This is a genomic window from Bacillus sp. SRL337, from assembly GCF_984799155.1.
In genome coordinates this window covers 3,387,625-3,405,669 of sequence record NZ_OZ481793.1, presented here as the reverse complement: position 1 = coordinate 3,405,669, position 18,045 = coordinate 3,387,625, and the positions used below count along the sequence as shown (strand labels likewise).

The 18,045-nt window shown below is 45.5% G+C and carries 19 protein-coding genes; all 19 read left to right on the top strand.

Translation table 11 applies throughout. The features are described 5' to 3' along the window. Positions 1-23: 23 nt before the first annotated feature. The 19 genes from AC4E8A_RS17345 to AC4E8A_RS17255 all read left to right on the top strand — a co-directional run bounded on the left by AC4E8A_RS17345 (position 24) and on the right by AC4E8A_RS17255 (position 17,973). Positions 24-1,685 carry a GspE/PulE family protein gene (locus AC4E8A_RS17345; protein ID WP_490194784.1) on the top strand — a complete coding sequence of 554 codons (1,662 nt, stop codon included), beginning with the start codon at positions 24-26 and terminating at the stop codon, positions 1,683-1,685. Between the two features lie 9 nt (positions 1,686-1,694). Continuing rightward, positions 1,695-2,738 (top strand): type IV pilus twitching motility protein PilT, encoded by a 1,044-nt coding sequence (locus AC4E8A_RS17340; RefSeq protein ID WP_490194782.1) that lies wholly within the window; start codon positions 1,695-1,697, stop codon positions 2,736-2,738. Continuing rightward, positions 2,738-3,949 carry a type II secretion system F family protein gene (locus tag AC4E8A_RS17335; protein WP_490194780.1) on the top strand — a complete coding sequence of 404 codons (1,212 nt, stop codon included), beginning with the start codon at positions 2,738-2,740 and terminating at the stop codon, positions 3,947-3,949. Before AC4E8A_RS17340 ends, AC4E8A_RS17335 begins: the two co-directional genes overlap by 1 nt. 114 nt (positions 3,950-4,063) lie before the next feature. Further along, positions 4,064-4,546 carry a prepilin-type N-terminal cleavage/methylation domain-containing protein gene (locus tag AC4E8A_RS17330; RefSeq protein WP_490194778.1) on the top strand — a complete coding sequence of 161 codons (483 nt, stop codon included), beginning with the start codon at positions 4,064-4,066 and terminating at the stop codon, positions 4,544-4,546. A gap of 19 nt (positions 4,547-4,565) precedes the next feature. After that, positions 4,566-5,315 carry a prepilin peptidase gene (locus AC4E8A_RS17325; RefSeq protein ID WP_490194776.1) on the top strand — a complete coding sequence of 250 codons (750 nt, stop codon included), beginning with the start codon at positions 4,566-4,568 and terminating at the stop codon, positions 5,313-5,315. An 18-nt stretch (positions 5,316-5,333) separates the two neighbouring features. Beyond that, positions 5,334-6,293: a type IV pilus biogenesis protein PilM gene (pilM, locus tag AC4E8A_RS17320; protein WP_490194774.1), complete on the top strand. Its 960-nt coding sequence runs from the start codon at positions 5,334-5,336 to the stop codon at positions 6,291-6,293. Continuing rightward, a complete protein-coding gene (locus AC4E8A_RS17315) occupies positions 6,293-6,910 on the top strand; it encodes a PilN domain-containing protein (RefSeq protein WP_490194772.1) in 618 nt (205 codons plus the stop codon). Before pilM ends, AC4E8A_RS17315 begins: the two co-directional genes overlap by 1 nt. Continuing rightward, complete coding sequence (locus tag AC4E8A_RS17310) at positions 6,910-7,701, top strand: type II secretion system protein M (RefSeq protein ID WP_490194770.1); 792 nt, start codon at positions 6,910-6,912, stop codon at positions 7,699-7,701. Before AC4E8A_RS17315 ends, AC4E8A_RS17310 begins: the two co-directional genes overlap by 1 nt. A 29-nt stretch (positions 7,702-7,730) precedes the next feature. Then, entirely contained in the window at positions 7,731-8,171 is a 441-nt protein-coding gene (locus tag AC4E8A_RS17305; protein ID WP_490194768.1) for a prepilin-type N-terminal cleavage/methylation domain-containing protein, read from the top strand. Positions 8,172-8,268: 97 nt separating this feature from the next. Next, on the top strand, positions 8,269-9,270 hold the full coding sequence (locus AC4E8A_RS17300) for a hypothetical protein (protein ID WP_490194766.1): 1,002 nt from the start codon (positions 8,269-8,271) through the stop codon (positions 9,268-9,270). Between the two features lie 677 nt (positions 9,271-9,947). Continuing rightward, positions 9,948-10,514 carry a Maf family protein gene (locus AC4E8A_RS17295; RefSeq protein ID WP_490198924.1) on the top strand — a complete coding sequence of 189 codons (567 nt, stop codon included), beginning with the start codon at positions 9,948-9,950 and terminating at the stop codon, positions 10,512-10,514. Between the two features lie 72 nt (positions 10,515-10,586). Then, a complete protein-coding gene (gene radC, locus AC4E8A_RS17290) occupies positions 10,587-11,258 on the top strand; it encodes a RadC family protein (protein WP_490198923.1) in 672 nt (223 codons plus the stop codon). A 126-nt stretch (positions 11,259-11,384) separates the two neighbouring features. Continuing rightward, the gene (locus AC4E8A_RS17285) at positions 11,385-12,389 is read left to right on the top strand and encodes a rod shape-determining protein (RefSeq protein ID WP_490194764.1); all 1,005 of its coding nucleotides are present in this window, start codon (positions 11,385-11,387) and stop codon (positions 12,387-12,389) included. Positions 12,390-12,626: 237 nt separating this feature from the next. Continuing rightward, positions 12,627-13,505: a rod shape-determining protein MreC gene (gene mreC / locus AC4E8A_RS17280; protein ID WP_490194762.1), complete on the top strand. Its 879-nt coding sequence runs from the start codon at positions 12,627-12,629 to the stop codon at positions 13,503-13,505. Further along, positions 13,502-14,020: a rod shape-determining protein MreD gene (gene mreD, locus AC4E8A_RS17275; protein ID WP_490194760.1), complete on the top strand. Its 519-nt coding sequence runs from the start codon at positions 13,502-13,504 to the stop codon at positions 14,018-14,020. Before mreC ends, mreD begins: the two co-directional genes overlap by 4 nt. Positions 14,021-14,461: 441 nt before the next feature. Then, a complete protein-coding gene (gene minC, locus AC4E8A_RS17270) occupies positions 14,462-15,142 on the top strand; it encodes a septum site-determining protein MinC (RefSeq protein ID WP_490194758.1) in 681 nt (226 codons plus the stop codon). Position 15,143: 1 nt separating this feature from the next. Next, complete coding sequence (minD, locus tag AC4E8A_RS17265; RefSeq protein WP_490194756.1) at positions 15,144-15,947, top strand: septum site-determining protein MinD; 804 nt, start codon at positions 15,144-15,146, stop codon at positions 15,945-15,947. 390 nt (positions 15,948-16,337) lie between these two features. Beyond that, positions 16,338-17,114, top strand: coding sequence for a peptidoglycan DD-metalloendopeptidase family protein (locus AC4E8A_RS17260; RefSeq protein WP_490194754.1), 777 nt, complete (start codon positions 16,338-16,340; stop codon positions 17,112-17,114). Beyond that, positions 17,107-17,973, top strand: a complete 867-nt coding sequence (locus tag AC4E8A_RS17255) for a M50 family metallopeptidase (protein WP_490194752.1) — start codon at positions 17,107-17,109, stop codon at positions 17,971-17,973. Before AC4E8A_RS17260 ends, AC4E8A_RS17255 begins: the two co-directional genes overlap by 8 nt. Positions 17,974-18,045: the final 72 nt, after the last annotated feature.

Below are 18,045 nucleotides of genomic sequence, written 5' to 3'. Positions count from 1 at the left end.
ATAAAGAATAAGCTGGTGATTGTATGGTTCAGACCAGAAAAAGGCTCGGAGATCTTCTAGTGGAAGCCGGTCTTATCTCAGAAGAAAAACTTAATATGGCCCTTCAGGAAAAAGAAAAAGGGCAGAAACTCGGGGACGCTTTGCTGCAAAAAGGGTATATCACCGAGCAGCAGTTGATCGAGGTACTTGAGTTTCAGCTCGGAATCCCGCATGTCAGCTTATACCGCTATCCTTTTGATACGAACCTTTTTCATTTGATCCCAAAGGAAGAAGCCAAACGCAACTTGATGATCCCTTTGAAAAAAGAGGGTGAAAAACTGTATGTTGCCATGTCCGATCCGATGGATTTCTATGCCATAGAAGACTTGAGACTCTCAACCGGCTTTCAAATCGAGACCGCCATTGCGACGAAAGATGACATTCTCCGTTCCATTACAAAGTATTATGACACGGAAGAAGGCTTTGAAGAGCTGGTTAATGAAAAACAGGAAAGAAGCACTATTGAGGAGCAGACTATCGTTGATCAGGATTCCCCGATTGTAAAGCTCGTAAATCAAATCCTTTCAAATGCCGTCACCCAGAAGGCCAGTGATATACATATCGATCCGCAGGAGACAAAGGTATCCATCCGTTATCGTATCGATGGTGTGCTGAGAACCGAGCGAAACCTGCCGAAACATATGCAAAGCATGCTGATTGCCAGAATCAAAATCATGGCCAACCTTGATATAACCGAGTTCAGGGTTCCCCAGGACGGAAGGATCAAGACCAATGTCGACTACAGGCCGGTCGATTTGCGTGTTTCGACACTGCCGACTGTTTATGGGGAAAAGGTCGTTATGCGGATACTCGATCTCAGCTCTGCCCTTAACGATATAAAACAACTTGGCTTTAACAAGCTCAATTTCAAGCGGTTCATGGACATGATCCAGCAGCCGACGGGTATTGTCCTGATTTCCGGTCCGACTGGTTCAGGTAAATCCTCCACGCTATATGCGGCTTTGAATCATCTGAACAGCGAAGAGGTAAATATTATCACTGTTGAAGATCCCGTGGAGTATCAGTTGGAGGGCATCAACCAAATTGGTGTAAACCCCAACGTGGGGCTGACATTCGCCAAAGGCCTGAGGGCGATCCTCCGTCAAGACCCCAATATCATCATGGTAGGGGAAATCCGTGATAAGGAGACAGTCGAGGTCGCTATTCGTGCTTCATTAACAGGACATCTCGTCCTGAGCACAATCCATACCAACGATTCACTTGGAACGGTGACAAGGCTCCTTGACATGGGGGTTGAACCTTTCCTTGTTGCCTCCTCATTGAGCGGCATTGTGGCGCAGCGTCTTGTCCGAAAAGTATGCAGAGATTGCGGCAGGGAACAAGAACCGAGTAAACGGGAAGTAGAAATCTTCGCCAAAAGAGGCATGAAGATCGATAAAATCATGCGCGGGGAAGGCTGCTCATCCTGCAACATGACAGGCTACAAAGGCCGCTTGGCGATCCATGAAGTCCTCGTCATGAATGATGATATGAAGAAAGTGATACTGAATGGAGAGGCGATCTCTAAACTTCGGGAACACGCTGTAAAAAATAAAACCATTTTCCTTGTTGATGATGGATTATTGAAAGTGAAACAAGGTTTGACAACAACCGAAGAAATTCTTCGGGTAGCCATATCGGAATAGGTGATAGCAATGAAAGAAAAAATCGATTATTTACTGCGTGCTGCATATGAATTAAAGGCTTCGGACATCCACTTGACGGTCGGGGCGCCGCCAGTCTTTCGCCTTCATGGAGATTTGAAACGGTATGGAAAAGAAATCCTGAAACCGGAGGATACGGAAGGCATGGCGAAATCCATCATCCCGCAGGATCTTTGGAACGTTTTCCTGGAACAGGGCGAGCTTGATTTTTCCTATGGGATTCCCGGTATTTCGCGTTTCAGGATCAATGCCTACCAACAGCGTTCCTGCACTTCACTGGCAGTCCGCATTGTTCCGACAAGCATCCCCACCATCGATGATCTGGGACTGCCGCCAGTCTTAAAGAAAATTACTGACAAACCTCAAGGTCTTGTCCTCGTGACTGGCCCGACAGGAAGCGGGAAATCGACCACGCTCGCCTCGATGATCGACCACATCAACAGGACGATGAGAAAACATGTCATTACACTTGAAGATCCGATTGAGTATCTTCATAAACATGGGGGCTGCATCATAGATCAGCGGGAAGTCGGCTTTGACACTAAGAACTTTTCAAGAGGGCTCCGCAGTGCCCTCCGCCAGGATCCGGATATTATCCTGGTCGGCGAAATGCGTGACCTGGAAACGATCCACACAGCCATCACGGCTGCGGAAACCGGGCACCTTGTCTTTGCAACTCTGCATACATCCAGTGCAGCCGCTACCATTGAACGGATTGTGGATGTTTTTCCGCCGGAACAGCAGGCGCAGATTCGGATTCAGCTTGCATCTGTCCTGGTGGCAATCTTGTCGCAGAGATTATTCCCGACAGTTGATAAAAAGGGCAGGAAAGCTGCGACTGAACTGCTCGTCAATAACCCGGCCATTGCCAACCTGATTCGTTCCGAAAAGGTCCATCAAATCGATAATATCCTGCAAACATCAAAAGGAATGGGGATGCATCTTATGTCTTCAAGTATCAAGAACTTATATGAATCAGGAGTCATCTCCCGAGAATCCGCCTTTCCTTATATCGAGATGGAGCAGACGACCTAATGGCCCGCTTTAAATATACAGGACGCGGACGTACAGGGAAGAAGTCAGGGGTATTGACCGCAGGATCAACCAGGGAAGCAATGCTTAAGCTCAAGAACCAGGGCATCAGGGTGATTGAAATGAATGAGGTCCCGGAAACCTTGCTGACCAAGGACATTGCCATAGGGAACCCGGTCAAGCTGCAGCAGATGGTCATCTTTTTAAGGCAGTTTGCGACGCTTTTGCAGGCAGGGGTCACGGTGGTGGATGCAACGGATATCCTCGCTTCACAGACCCAGAGCAAGGCACTCAGCAAAGCGCTGGGTGAAGTACAGATGGAATTGAAGGATGGAAACCCATTGTCAGATGCACTGGCAAAACACCGCCGGATCTTTGAACCCATGTTGATCAATATGATCAGGGCCGGGGAAGCTTCGGGGAGCCTTGATGAAACGCTTGAAAGTCTTGCCACTCATTATGAGAAACAGCATATGACAAAGCAGAAGATTGTTTCGGCACTTGCTTATCCGGCTGTTGTAGGTGTGATCGCGATTGCCGTTGTCATTTTCCTTCTTGTAGCAGTCGTCCCTACGTTTGTCACCATGCTGTCTGACTTTGGCGGTGAACTGCCTGCCATCACGAAGTTTGTTGTGGGCTCCAGTGAATTCATGCAGAAATACTGGTACCTTGTGACAGCCGGTATGGCTGCGGTTGCAGCAGGAATCATGGTGTTGAAAAAGAACAGCAGAACGAAATACTATTTCGATTATGCCATGCTGCGTATGCCCATCTTCGGCAACATGATTCAAAAGGCAGCTTTGGCGAGGATGACGCGGACATTAAGTTCCTTATTCTCCAGTTCGGTTCCGATTCTGCAGGCATTGGCAATCGTTGAGAAGGTTGTTGAAAATGAAGTCATTGGCCGCGTCCTTCGACATTCCAGGGACTCACTGGAGAATGGGACTTCCTTGACAGAACCGATGAAGAAGCATTGGGCCTTCCCGCCGCTCGTCACCCAGATGATCGCCATCGGGGAAACAACCGGGTCACTCGATTCCATGCTCGGCAAAGTCGCCGACTTCTATGAAAAAGAAGTCGAAAACAGCACCGACAGGCTGAAATCCCTCATCGAGCCGCTGATGATCGTCTTCCTGGCCGCGTTGGTAGGGACGATAGTCACCTCAATCATGGTGCCAATGTTCGAGATTTTCAACAATGTTCAAGGTTATTAAACAATTTCTTTAAAATTTTTACAGTTACCTACTTTTCACGACAAAATTGTCATGTATAATTAAACTTAGCAATTACTAATTACCTAATTAAAAAGACTTATAGGAGGTACGGAAATGTTTAAGAAAATCGGTCAAAAAATGAAAGACCAACGAGGCTTGACCCTCATTGAATTGCTTGCTGTTGTCGTTATCCTTGGAATCATTGCTGCAATTGCTATACCTAGTATTGGTGGATTGATCAATAATTCTAAGAAGGATGCTCATATTGCGAATGCTCAGCAGATGGTTAGTGCTGCTCGTATGGCTGTAACCGCAAAGGACATTTCAGGAAGTGCCACATTCACTCTAGATGATTTAGTTAGTGATGGGTACTTAGAAGATGTTGATAATCCTTCAGGTGAGAGTTACGATGATGATAAAACTGCTGTTTTTGTTACTAAAGATTCCGGAACCGGAAATTACTCATACAGAGTTACTCTTTCTAGCAATAATACTGCAACAACTGGATACTTTGTTAATAAGGATCCTGATAAATTAACACGTGATGATGTTAATTTAGATGGTACTGCAACTGAGACAGTAACTAATCCTTCATAATTAGCTGTTGAAAACTATTATGTTAATGTACTTTTTTATTTACGGCCTACTCCTAGGCTCCTTCTACAACGTAGTCGGACTCAGGGTGCCGGTTAACCAATCGATCGTCAAGCCGCGTTCCTCTTGTCCGGGATGCGGCCATACACTGACACCACTGGAATTGATTCCAGTCCTATCTTACTTAATCCAAGGAGGAAAGTGTTCCCGCTGCCGGGAACGCATTTCTCCTCTTTATCCTTTAGTGGAAGGTGCAACAGGCCTTCTGTTTGTGTTCTCCTACTGGATCATCGGATGGGAATGGGAACTTCTTATCGCTCTCACACTCGTTTCGCTTTTTGTCATCATCTTTGTTTCCGATATAAAATACATGCTCATCCCTGATAAAGTGCTGTTGTTTTTCGCGGGGCTTTTTTTAATAGAGAGGGTATTCTTCCCCTTATCCCCATGGTGGGACTCTCTAGCAGGTGCAGCCATCGGATTCAGCTTGCTGCTTCTGATTGCTGTCGTCAGCAAAGGCGGAATGGGCGGAGGGGACATCAAGCTATATGCTCTCATTGGCTTTGTACTGGGCACCAAACCGATGCTGCTTTCCTTTTTTCTTGCCACATTATTGGGAGCGGCAGTTGGAATAGCCGGCCTGGCGTTAGGGTTCTTTGAAAGGAAAAAGCCGATACCGTTCGGACCGTTTATCGCTTCGGGTGCATTAATTTCTTATTTTTACTATGAAAATATCATCGACTGGTATTTATCACTTTTACTAGGTTTCTAGGCAGAGGGGTTATATTCAATGAAATTTGGATTGTTTGGCAATAACAATAGAATAGCAAATCTCGTCATCACCGATACGGCCATCCGTTATGCAGACTTGAAGATGGAGTCTCCGCTGACTTTGCACAGCTATGGTGAAAAACTTCTTCCCCAAGGCATCATTGCGGATGGAAAGATCATTGAATATGACACCCTGGCCATGATCCTGGAAGAGTGTATTTCTGATTGGGGAATAAAGAAGCAGATGGTCCGTTTCATTGTTCCCAGCACTTCGATCATCGTTAAAAGGATGCTGGTGCCTTCAGACATCAAGGAAGACGAGCTGAAGGGATATCTTTTCATGGAGATCGGAACGAGCATCCATCTTCCGTTCGAGGACCCTTTGTTTGATGTAGTCCTCCTTGGCGAAAAAGAGGACAAGCAGGAAATCCTGCTTGTCGCATCACCGGAAGAGGTCATTCATTCTTACAGAGATATGTTGGATGAAGTGAAATTGAAGCCGGTGGCGGCAGACATATCCCCATTGGCTCTGTACAGATACTTTTACCATCAGGATATGGTGAGAAGCACGGATCACGAAATGATTCTTCAATTTGATGAAAAACTGTTGACGATCTCGATCTTCCATAATAACCAGCCGATCTTCCTGCGGCCGATTTCTCTGCAAGGAGACCTGGAGTTAACAGAAAATGCAGACGTTGGGTCTAATGCCTTGCTGTTTTTAGAAGACACCTTTAAAGAAATCGAAAAAGTCATCAGCTTTTATAAATATTCTTTGAATAAGGGTGAGGTCAACGTCAACAAAGTCATCTTGACAGGTGACCATCCTGATTTGAAAGACATTTTTGGAAGTCTTAAGGAGAGACTGGATGTTCCTGTCCACAAATCTCCGGGGGACTATGCTCTAGATACACGTGGACAATCGGTACCCAGTCAATTCGACCTGGCAATCGGTTTGGCACTGAAAGAGGTGCTGTAATGCTGATTGATATTAATTTATTGCCGCAGAAGGAGCGTAAGCGAAGGCTTCCTGTCTATATAGCGATTGCTGTACTGTGCATCACTCTGCTCGTATCGGCTTTTTTAATCATTTATACCCAGATCTCACAGCTGAAGCTGGATAATTTAACGAAAGAGCTGGAAATGAAAAAAGAGTTCCGAATTCAGCAGGAGGCAGCTGTAAGCAGCGTCGAATCCTCAGATGGATCTCAGCAGCTGCAGACGGCTGTACAATGGGCTGAGGAGTATCCAATTGACACTGTTCCTGTCCTTGAACACCTGACATCCCTTTTGCCGGAAAGAGGCTTCTTCAGGCAGTTCAATTACACAGAAGCCGGCACGATCAACCTGAATGTCCAGTTTGATACGAGCAGGCAGGCGGCCTACTTTCTTAACGACTTAAAAAGTTCTGATTGGATAGCCGACGTGAAATTGGCTTCCTTGGAAACTACTTCTCAAGGCGATACCCTTGAAGAAACAGTGGTTCTGCCGGAAGATCAACTGATGCCAAGGTATCTTGGCCAGTATGAAATTTCATTGAACCAGGCCGTTATTAAAAATGAGCTGAAGACTGAGAATGAAGGAGGGGATGAATAATGAACCTCCAATTTGAAAAAAGGGAATGGCTTCTGATTGCAGGCTCCATCCTTCTGAGTCTTTGTATTTCAGCAGGAGTCTATCTTTTGTTGTACAATCCGGTTCAACAAGAAATCACTCTTCGTGAACAGGATTTGGAGACAGAGGAAAAGCTGATCTCCATTCTGGAAGAGAAGTCAGGGAGCATCCACCAGAAAACCTTTCAAAGCTCTGTTGCTCTGCAAAAAAAGGTACCCGTCAAACCTATGACGGAAAAGCTGGTCCTTGATTTGGAAAAAGCGGAGACGATTTCAAACAGCTTCATTTCAAGCATCCAATTTTCTGAAGGAGATGTAACTCTTCCCCTCACACCGCAAAGCCCGGAAGAAGATATAGAAAACCTGTCTGCTGATGACAGTGAAGCCGAGGGTGAAACTGGCGAAACGGAAGCAGGAACAGAAACAGAAGCACAGCCTCAGGAAATCCTTCCACAAGGCTTAAAAAAGCTTAGTGCGACTTTATCGGTAGAATCTCCAAGTTATTTTGAAATGGAGCGATTCTTGGAAGTCCTCGAAGATCTGGACCGCATCACCGAAATCGAGCAGGTTGCCTTTGAAGGGCCTGAAGAGTCGACCATGCAAGGTGAAAGTTACGACAAGGTCAGTTATAAGCTGGTAGTTGCAGCATTTTACTTACCGGATTTGCTGGAGCTGTTGGAAGAGATGCCGGGATTGAAGACGCCAGCTCCGGCAAACAAGGTGAATCCATTCAGCAGCTACAGTGACCTGGATAAAGAAAAAGAAGATGAATAAATGAATGCCAGCAAAGGGGCTGGATTAATGTGAAACATAATCAAAAAGGACTGACACTGGTTGAATTGCTGGCAGTCATCGTTATCATGGGAATTATAGGGATGATCGCTGTGCTCGCAATCGGCCAAATCATTGAGAAATCGAAACATCAGGCATTCGTGGCGAATGCGCACACATTTAAAGATGCAGCCAGCTTGTTTGCAAAGGAATCTCTCCTGCAAGATAACGAGCTCGCCAAAATCACCTATAAGACACTTTATGACAACAATATGATTGAAAAGATTCAGGATCCATTTACAAACAAGCAGCTGGATCCGGACTCAAATGACTCTTATGCAGTGGTAAATGGCGAAACCATTGAATCGATTTGCTTCATAGGAGAAACAAAAAAATTATGCGGTAAAGATGGAGAGAATTTGATTCCTTTATCAATCAAAAACATTGATGAATCAGCGATTACGGCAAAATAAAAAAAATGGCGAAAACCTCTGGGGGCAAGACGACAAAAGTCTTGTTCTTTTTTTTATGCACTGTGATAGCATAAAAAAAACGACACAGAGGAGGGGGATGATGAAGGTGGACAAGCAGGGAAAGAAAGACGGCAGGATCACGATAAAGATTAACGGTGACCAAAAGAACTATGACGAGGAAGTGCCTGTACATAATTGGAAATTAGGAGAAGAAGAATCAGCCGCCGCAGAAGAGAGAGCGGAAGAAGATTCTTTTGATTGGGTCCTCCCGGATGAAGATCCGGCTCCTAAGGAATTCAAGAAAATTAATTATGTACAGAACAAGAAAGGGAAAAAGCATTTCAGCGGACGGCAGATGACCCCTGGTATTGCCAGGCTCATCTATACACTGGTCGGTGCAGTTGCGGTCTCATTGATTTTTGGCTTCATCATTCTTAATGTGATAACAGATGGGGAGCAATCCATTCCGGCTGTGCAGCTTCAGGAAGCGGGGGAGGCCGAAAATTCAGATGGTGAAGACACTTCCTCTGCTCCCGGCGGTACTATCACTCTTGAAAGTCTGACTGCTTCAGTAGTACAGGGAGGTGTGTTTTCGACACCCGATGCAGCAAATGCAGAAAAAGCGAACTTAGAGGCAAAAGGACTCCCGGCCGTGCTGTTTGAGATGGAAGGCAGCAGACTTTTGTTTATTGGAACCTCTGGTGATCTTGAAGGGGCAAAAGCAATGGGCAAAAAACTCTCGGCTGAAAATGTTCAGGTCTATGCCAAGGATATTGTCCTTCCTGAAAAAAACATTAAAGGAACAAAGGCCGATGCCGAATTCATCCAAAAATCCACAGCCGTATTTGCAGCTTTGGCCGGAGAGAGTTCAAATGCCTACACGAACGGCAAAGTGAACGAAGAGAAAATGACAGAAATCAACACAGGGATGAAAGACCTGTCAGCATTAAAGGTGAGTGAAAGTATGACGGGCTTAAAAGAAAAGCTGGCAGCTGCCGGCGCCAGCTTGCAGGAATACCAATCTTCCTCCGAGCTTTCCAAGCTGGTTGGAGCACAGCAGTCCTTGCTAAGCTACTTAGAAACTTATCATAAATTGTAAAGTTATCAGGTATATTGGATATTTTCCGGGAAATATATACGAAAGAGGCAGAGCGGAAGCAGTTCACTCTGCTTTTTTTCTTGTCTTGGTCTTCCGGATGCACTTTTATCTGTTGAGCCCCAATGACCGGTGTTAGCGATAAGGCATCATTGTATCGCTAACCTTCTTAATGATTCTTTCATTTCATGCGGAAGCCTTCCGGTTTGTACGCCGCTGACCGAAGCCTTTCCGCTTTCGGTCAGCGAGCCCCAGCGCCTGGCCCCCCGGGTCATGAGCCGCACCGTCAAGAAGGTCAAAAATCAACCTTCCCGCCGGTTCGTCCTAAGCCTGTTGGAGTTGACCAAGGTGCTTCGCTTTAGCTGCGTCCAGCTCCAGCATACTTCCCGGCCCCTCCTTGCGATAAGTCAACATCGGCCGCTGCGCTTACCGTGTTTCCTTTATCTCATGCGGAGCCAGTCCAGTCCGTACGCTACTGACCGGGTCTTAGCGCTTTTTAATGATAAGTCAACATCAACTCACTATGTCTGTTGTGTTTCCTTCATCTCATACAGAAGCCCTCCAATCTCTACAGAGCCCAACGGCGCTTCCGCTTTAGTTATTTGTTGTGAATGGGACAACTATTTGGTACGATTGAAATGTATCTCCCAATCTTACGGAAGAAGGGAAAGGTGTATGAATTGTCAAACCTCATTCTAGCTTCAGGTTCCCCCCGCAGAAAAGAACTTCTACAACAAATCCATCTATCTTTTTCTATTGAAATCAGCAATGCCGATGAATCTTTTTCACAAGGCCAAACACCCGATGATGTCGTAATGGAACTGGCCAGACGCAAAGCCGTATCCATTGCTGCAAAACATCCGGGGTCATTTGTCATTGGGTCGGATACCGTTGTTGTCTACAACGGTGAAATCCTCGGAAAACCTTCAGATCCAGAGCACGCAAAAGAAATGCTCCGAATGCTTTCAGGCAGAACACATTCCGTCTATACAGGTGTATCCATCGTAAAAGATCAATCTGAAAAAATGTTTTACAAAAAAACGGAAGTAACGTTTTGGGAGCTGACAGAAGAGGAAATAGATATGTATGCGGCTTCAGGTGAGCCGCTCGATAAAGCAGGCGGTTACGGGATACAGGGATTGGGCGCATTCCTTGTGAAAGAAATCCAAGGTGATTACTTTTCCGTTGTGGGACTGCCGATTTCCCAGGTATACCGCAGCTTGAAAGAGATGGGCTACCATCCATAGCATATATTTCAACTCTTTTTCCTCCCATGCGTTATAATTGGGAGGTAAGCATATTTGACTGAAACGAAACTGATGATCAGAGATTATCCAACAGATGAGCGGCCGCGTGAACGTATGGTTCAAAATGGTGCTTCAAGCCTTTCGAATCAGGAGCTTCTGGCCATTATTCTTAGGACAGGCACGAAATCCGAATCTGTCCTGCAATTATCCAACAGGGTCCTGACAACCTTCGAAGGCTTCAGGCTTTTGAAAGAAGCTTCCTTGGAAGAAATCACTGATATCAATGGAATTGGCCTTGCCAAAGCAGTTCAGATCATGGCTGCAGTGGAAATCGGCCGCCGGATCAGCAATCTCGCATTTGATGACCGTTATTCCATCCGGTCTCCGGAAGACGGGGCTAACTATGTGATGAATGATATGAGATTTCTGTCACAGGAGCATTTCGTTTGTCTGTACCTGAACACAAAGAATCAGGTCCTTCATAAGCAAACCATCTTTATCGGCAGCTTGAATGCCTCAATAGTCCATCCGCGTGAAGTGTTCAAGGAGGCTTTCCGCAGATCCGCGGCCTCCATCATTTGTATCCATAATCACCCATCAGGAGACCCGACTCCGAGCCGTGAGGATATAGAGGTGACAAAGAGGCTGGTCGAGTGCGGGAAAATTATTGGCATCGAAGTGCTGGACCATTTGATAATCGGTGAGAAGAAATATGTGAGCTTAAAGGAAAAAGGATACTTATGAGGCTTTGTTTTTCGTGATGGTTAGGCTATAATATTGTTTGTGATTTTTGGAAGATTAGACATATAGGGAAAGATCTTATATAGATTGGAATGAACCCATTCCGTATTAGAAAGGGAGATACAATTAATGTTTGGTACAAAGGATCTTGGAATAGATTTAGGAACGGCTAACACACTTGTATATGTTAAAGGAAAAGGAATTGTCGTTCGTGAACCTTCAGTGGTCGCCTTGCAGACGGACTCGAAGCAAATCGTCGCTGTAGGGAATGACGCTAAGAATATGATCGGAAGGACACCTGGAAATGTAGTGGCACTGCGCCCTATGAAAGACGGTGTCATTGCTGACTATGAAACGACAGCAACAATGATGAAATATTACATAAAGCAGGCAACCAATGGAAAAGGGGCGTTTTCCCGCAAGCCTTATGTGATGATTTGTGTTCCATCCGGCATTACAGCAGTTGAAGAGCGTGCGGTAATCGACGCAACCCGCCAGGCAGGCGCAAGGGATGCCTACACCATTGAGGAGCCGTTTGCTGCTGCGATAGGTGCCAACCTTCCTGTATGGGAACCGACAGGAAGCATGGTTGTTGATATTGGAGGCGGAACGACAGAAGTTGCGATCATATCCCTTGGAGGCATCGTGACCAGCCAGTCTATCCGTGTTGCCGGGGATGAAATGGACGATGCGATTATCAATTATATCCGCAAAACGTACAACCTTATGATCGGTGACCGTACGGCTGAGACGATAAAAGTCGAAATTGGCTCTGCAGGAGACTCTGATGGTGTCGATACACTTGATATCCGCGGACGTGATCTCTTGACTGGGCTTCCGAAAACAATTGAAATAACGGCAGAAGAAATTGCCGCTGCGTTAAGGGATACTGTGTATTCCATAGTTGATGCAGTGAAGAGCACGCTTGAAAAGACTCCACCGGAACTGGCGGCGGATATCATGGACAGAGGAATTGTTCTCACAGGTGGAGGAGCATTGCTTCGAAACCTTGATAAGATCATCAGTGATGAAACCAAAATGCCTGTCCTGATTGCAGAGAACCCGCTCGATTGTGTGGCAATCGGCACAGGAAAAGCTCTTGACCATATCGACCTCTTCAAAAACAAAAAATAATAGTAGTTGATTGACAACAGATGGGGCTGCACTCATTGAACGGTATCGTGGGCAGTCCCTTCTTGTTTGTGTGAATTGGTAAATGTATCCGTGAATTCAGAAGAGGACATGCTGCGGTCTTTTTGAAAATGCCTCTTTTTCCTTTTTGAGAAAAATGGTAGATTAAGAAGTGAAATGTCGAATGATTTTTTATCACAACAGGAGAGAAAATAAGTGTAAAAGATAGAGGTGTCTTACATGCCCCGCTTTTTTTTGAATAAACGATTGATCATCCTACTTGTCAGCATCATCGTGCTTGTGGCATTGATAGGATATTCTGTTCGCGAGAGGGAGAATATATCCTGGCCTGAGCAGTTTGTTGGAGATATTGTCGGATTTGGGCAATCCCTTGTATCCAAACCGGTTGGTGCTGTCGCCGGATTCGTTGAAAATGTTAAAGATCTGCAAAATACCTATACAGAAAACAAGAAACTGAAATCCCGCTTGGAAGAGCTTGTGAAGTTGGAAACAATGGTGAAAGATCTGGAAAAGGATAATGATGAGCTGCGGAAGATCCTTGATAAACAGGAAAACCTGCGAGACTTTGACCCCATCCAGGCGACCGTCATAGCAAGGAACCCAAGTCAATGGGATGATCTGCTCATCATTGATAAAGGAAAGGTGCAAGGAGTGCAGGCCAATATGGCTGTCATTACCTCACAAGGTTTGATCGGAAAGGTGAAGAGCGTTAAACAGTTCTCCTCGACCATTGAACTGCTCAGTAATAAAAATCCAAACAATCGGATTTCAGCCATGATACAAGGCGAAGAAAATGTCATTGGGTCCATTGAAGGTTATGACATGGAGAGGGACCAGCTGCTGGTTAAGCGGATTCCTAATGATATGAAAGTGCAAAAAGGATCTAAGGTGATCACTTCCGGCCTTGGCGGAGTATTTCCGAAAGGATTGCCGATCGGGGAAGTGAAGAAAATTGTTCCAGACCAATATGGTTTGACTCAAACTGCATATGTAGAACCAACGGCTGATCTGTATCACCTCGAACATGTCATCGTGGTAGACAGAAGCAAGGTGAGCATCGATCTGGAGGAATCGGCAGAAGCGGAGGGTGAGGAATGAAAAAAATTCTCCTTCCGTTGATTGCTTTAGCCTTTTTTTACGGATCAAGCGTGTTTGTCACATACCTTCCCATGGGGGTTTTTAATAGTGACAGAGTGCTTGTTCCCCATTTCTTGATTGTGTTCATTTTGCTGATGAGTGTTTATTATCATAACAAGACGGCAGTCCTTTATGGTTTTATCTTCGGTTTTCTTTATGATTCCTTTTTTACAGAAGTTCTTGGGGTGTACCTGTTCCTTTTCCCTTTCGTCACATTTTTGACATCGCGGATAATGAAAGTGCTGCACAGCAACCTGGTTGTCACGGGTATGGTCATTCTCGTGAATTTGTCGATTTTGGAGTTTCTCGTCTATCAAATCAACTTGCTGATCGGCAAGACCGACTGGGCCATTGCCACGTTTGCCGACCTGCGTCTATGGCCGACACTTGTTCTGAATGCAGCCTTTTTGATCATCGTGTCGTATCCTTTGAAAGCGCTGCTCTTGCAGCTTCAAAAAGAAAGACTGGAAGACTGAGACCGGCTTTAAGGTATTGATTTCACCTCCATCCTATCCTCTAAAAAAGAATTTTTAGGACTGTTTTCTTAAATATCATGGTTTTTTTATTTAAACCTGAAGGGTTGATTGGAGCGGAAGGTGTGTGAATTCCTGCGGGATTAGCGGGACCGTCCAGCTGCAGCGGCCAGCACCTGACAGATTTCCGTCTTCCGCCTTGCGATGAGTCATCATGTTCGTTGTGATTCCTTATCTCTTACTGGAGCCCTCCCATCCGTACGGTGCTGAACGTCAGCTTCTGTTCTTGGAAGGTGAGGCTCACCTCCGCCGCGCAGAGTCACACATCTGAAGCGGAAATCAACTAACTCCTTCAAAAAGAATATTTATGAAATAGCAGTTTCAAAAAAGGAAACAGGCATGCATTTGTCGAATTTAATGACGACTGAGGTGAATAATTCCGACATGAAAAATAGGCAAAACGTAATGATAAAAGGCACAAAGGATGGTCTTACCCTTCACCTGAATGATCAATGCTCTTACGAAGAACTGAAAAAGGAATTGAAGGATAAGCTGTCGGCCCAATATCGTCAAACTGAAGGTACTCCTCTCATTACCGTTAAAATTCAAGCTGGAAATAGATATTTGACTTCACGGCAGAAAGAGGAGCTTGAACAAATTGTCAGTGAAAAACGAAATTTGTCCGTTAACGAGATTTCGAGCAGTGTTGTAACAAGTGAAGAAGCGCTAAAAATGAAAGAAGAAAGCGAAATCCATACCATCGCCGGTGTTATACGATCGGGACAGGTGGTTGAAGTTCCGGGAGATTTGCTGATCATTGGAGACGTAAATCCAGGAGGCACAGTTAAGGCAGCCGGCAACCTCTATATACTTGGAGCCTTAAAAGGAATCGCACATGCCGGATACACAGGCAGCCAGGAAGCCGTGATTGTGGCTTCACAAATGACACCTTCCCAGCTCCGGATTGCAGACTGCCTGAACAGGGCTCCCGATCATTTTGATAAAGAAGAGGGACACGAAATGGAGTGCGCTTACATAGATGAATCAAATCAAATCGTAATTGACAGATTACAAGTCTTGAAGCATCTTAGACCAAATATTACTAGTTTTAAAGGGGGACGCTAATGTGGGTGAAGCGATAGTAATTACTTCAGGTAAAGGCGGTGTAGGAAAAACGACTACATCTGCAAATGTTGGTACGGCATTAGCTCTGCAAGGCAAAAAAGTCTGTTTAGTGGATACCGATATCGGCCTTCGGAACCTGGATGTCGTAATGGGACTGGAAAACCGCATCATTTATGACCTGGTGGATGTGGTGGAAGAGCGCTGCAAAATCCATCAAGCGCTTGTGAAAGATAAACGTTTTGATGATAAATTATTCCTGCTCCCTGCAGCACAGACAAGCGACAAAACAGCAGTTACTCCCGAACAGATGAAGAAATTGATCGGAACATTGAAGCAGGACTATGATTATATCATCATCGACTGTCCTGCGGGCATTGAACAGGGGTATAAAAATGCGGTTGCCGGTGCAGACAGGGCAATCGTTGTGACAACCCCTGAAATCTCGGCTGTCAGGGATGCAGACCGTATCATCGGACTGCTTGAAAAAGAAGACATTGAACCGCCTAAACTGATCATCAACCGTATTAGGACACATATGATGAAAAGCGGGGAGATGCTTGATGTCGATGAAATCACAACTCATCTCTCCATCGACTTGATTGGAATCGTGGCAGATGATGACAATGTCATCAAGTCATCCAATAAAGGGGAGCCGATTGCCATGGACCCAAGCAGCAAAGCGTCCATCGCATACCGCAATATCGCCCGCCGTATTCTTGGGGAATCCGTTCCGCTTCAATCACTGGAAGAGGACAAGCACGGTGTCTTCACGAAATTAAAGAAATTTTTTGGCGTTAAAGCTTAATAGCTGTTTACCGGCCGGACTGCCTTTGCAGTCCGGTTTTTCCTTTAGGTGCCTTTTTAAGCAAGCGCCGTCAAAATGAGGGTGACCATGTAAGAGTGACATGAGGGATAGGAGGTAGATCGTATGAAAGCGAATATCATCAAAATGTCCGGCATGGTGCAGTCGGTGTTTTTGACGGGAAGCTCCGAAAAGGAATTTAGACAATGATAGAGCAAAGCACCTGGAGCGGAAATCAGCAGCAAGATACAGAGACATATTTTCAAAGGACAAGTCATACATTGATTCCAAAAGGGACTTGTACAATGACATGGAGATGGGTCTGCATTCACAACCGATCGTCACAGACTCCTGTGTGTACGCGTTCCGGCATACAAAAAGGGGAATGGTATTATGGGGAATCGAGCGGATGAAATCAGAAAGCGGATAGCTAAAAGAAAACGAATGAGCAATACTGCCTCTTCATCTTCGCTGTCGCGGAACATGCTGCTGCCTGCTGATGAAGAAAGATACGGTGGCGAGCGTTTCTCTTCTTATGAGGGGGGGCCTTCTGAAGGCGGCCATCCATTGTTCAGCAAGGAGCTTTTTATCCTGAAAATCCTTGGAACCAGCGTTCTTATTCTTTGCACGGCTATCTTATTTCAGAACCAGGTCCCAGGGTTTGACAAGGCGCGTTCGTATGTACAAAAGACGATGACGAGCGAGTTCCAGTTTGCTGCAGTATCTGCCTGGTATGAAGATCAATTTGGAAAACCGCTTGCTTTACTGCCGAGTGGAAAAGAAACCAGCCAGCCGGAAACCACCGAAACCGCCGAGTATGCATTGCCTGCTTCCGGAAAGGTAGTGGAAAATTTCAAAAGCAACGGGCAGGGAATCATGGTCGAAACAGGGAAGGGAGCAAAGGTCGAGGCAATGAAAGGCGGACGGGTCATCTTTGCAGGAAAAAAAGACGGGCTTGGACAGACAGTGATTATTCAACATGCCGATAAGTCAGAGTCCTGGTATGGCAGCCTGAACACCATCGAGGTTACTCAATATGAAAAGGTTGACAAAGGTAAACCAGTAGGGACGGTGACTGATGAAGAAGACGCAGCAACCGGGGAATTTTATTTTGCTATCAAAAAAGAGGATGCCTTTATCGATCCGATCCAGGTGATATCATTTGAGTGAATTTAGTAAGCTGTTGAAAAAGATACACATTCATCCGCTGCTGTGGGCGGCGGCAGGGCTCGCGATCCTGACCGCCCATTTTACTGAGTTGATCATGCTGTTTGTCATTATTTTTATACACGAGTTGGGACATGGGGTCACGGCCCATGTTTTTTCTTGGAGAATTAAGCGGATTTCACTGCTGCCTTTTGGAGGGGTAGCGGAAATGGATGAACACGGAAACAGGTCGCTGAAAGAAGAACTCTTTGTAGTGGCTGGAGGGCCCATGCAGCATCTCTGGCTTATGGGAGGGGCGAAACTCATCCATGATGCCGGTTTATTCTCCTCTCACCATTTCGAGCTATTCATTCAATTGAATTTGATGGTTCTGTTATTCAACCTTCTTCCCATTTGGCCATTGGACGGGGGGAAACTGCTATCGATCCTCCTTGGCTACAGGCTCAGGTTCATCGCCGCCTATCAATGGACATTGATTGTTTCCCTTGCTGCCCTGCTCTTGTTCCATGCCGTCGTTCTTCTTACGGTTCCTTTCCACCTTAACCTCTGGATCATCCTGTCTTTTCTTTACTTTTCACTATGGACAGAATGGAAGCAAAGGAAATTTACCTTCATGAGATTTTTATTGGAACGGTATTACGGAAAAGGAGGCAATGTCCGGGATTTAAAGCCGCTGGAGATTAACGGGGATGAGATGATTTATTCGATCCTTGAACGATTTCATAGAGGGTTTAAGCATCCGGTCATCGTGTATGTTGATGGGAAAGAAGCAGGGAAGCTGGATGAAAATGAGGTCCTGCATGCATATTTTACCGAAAAGATGACAACGGCCAAATCACAGGACCTGCTATACCTATATTGAATCGTTTGCGTAATGCAGCTGCTGCGTATTATGATGAAAAGGCTAACGAAGATGGTTAGCCTTATTCTATTT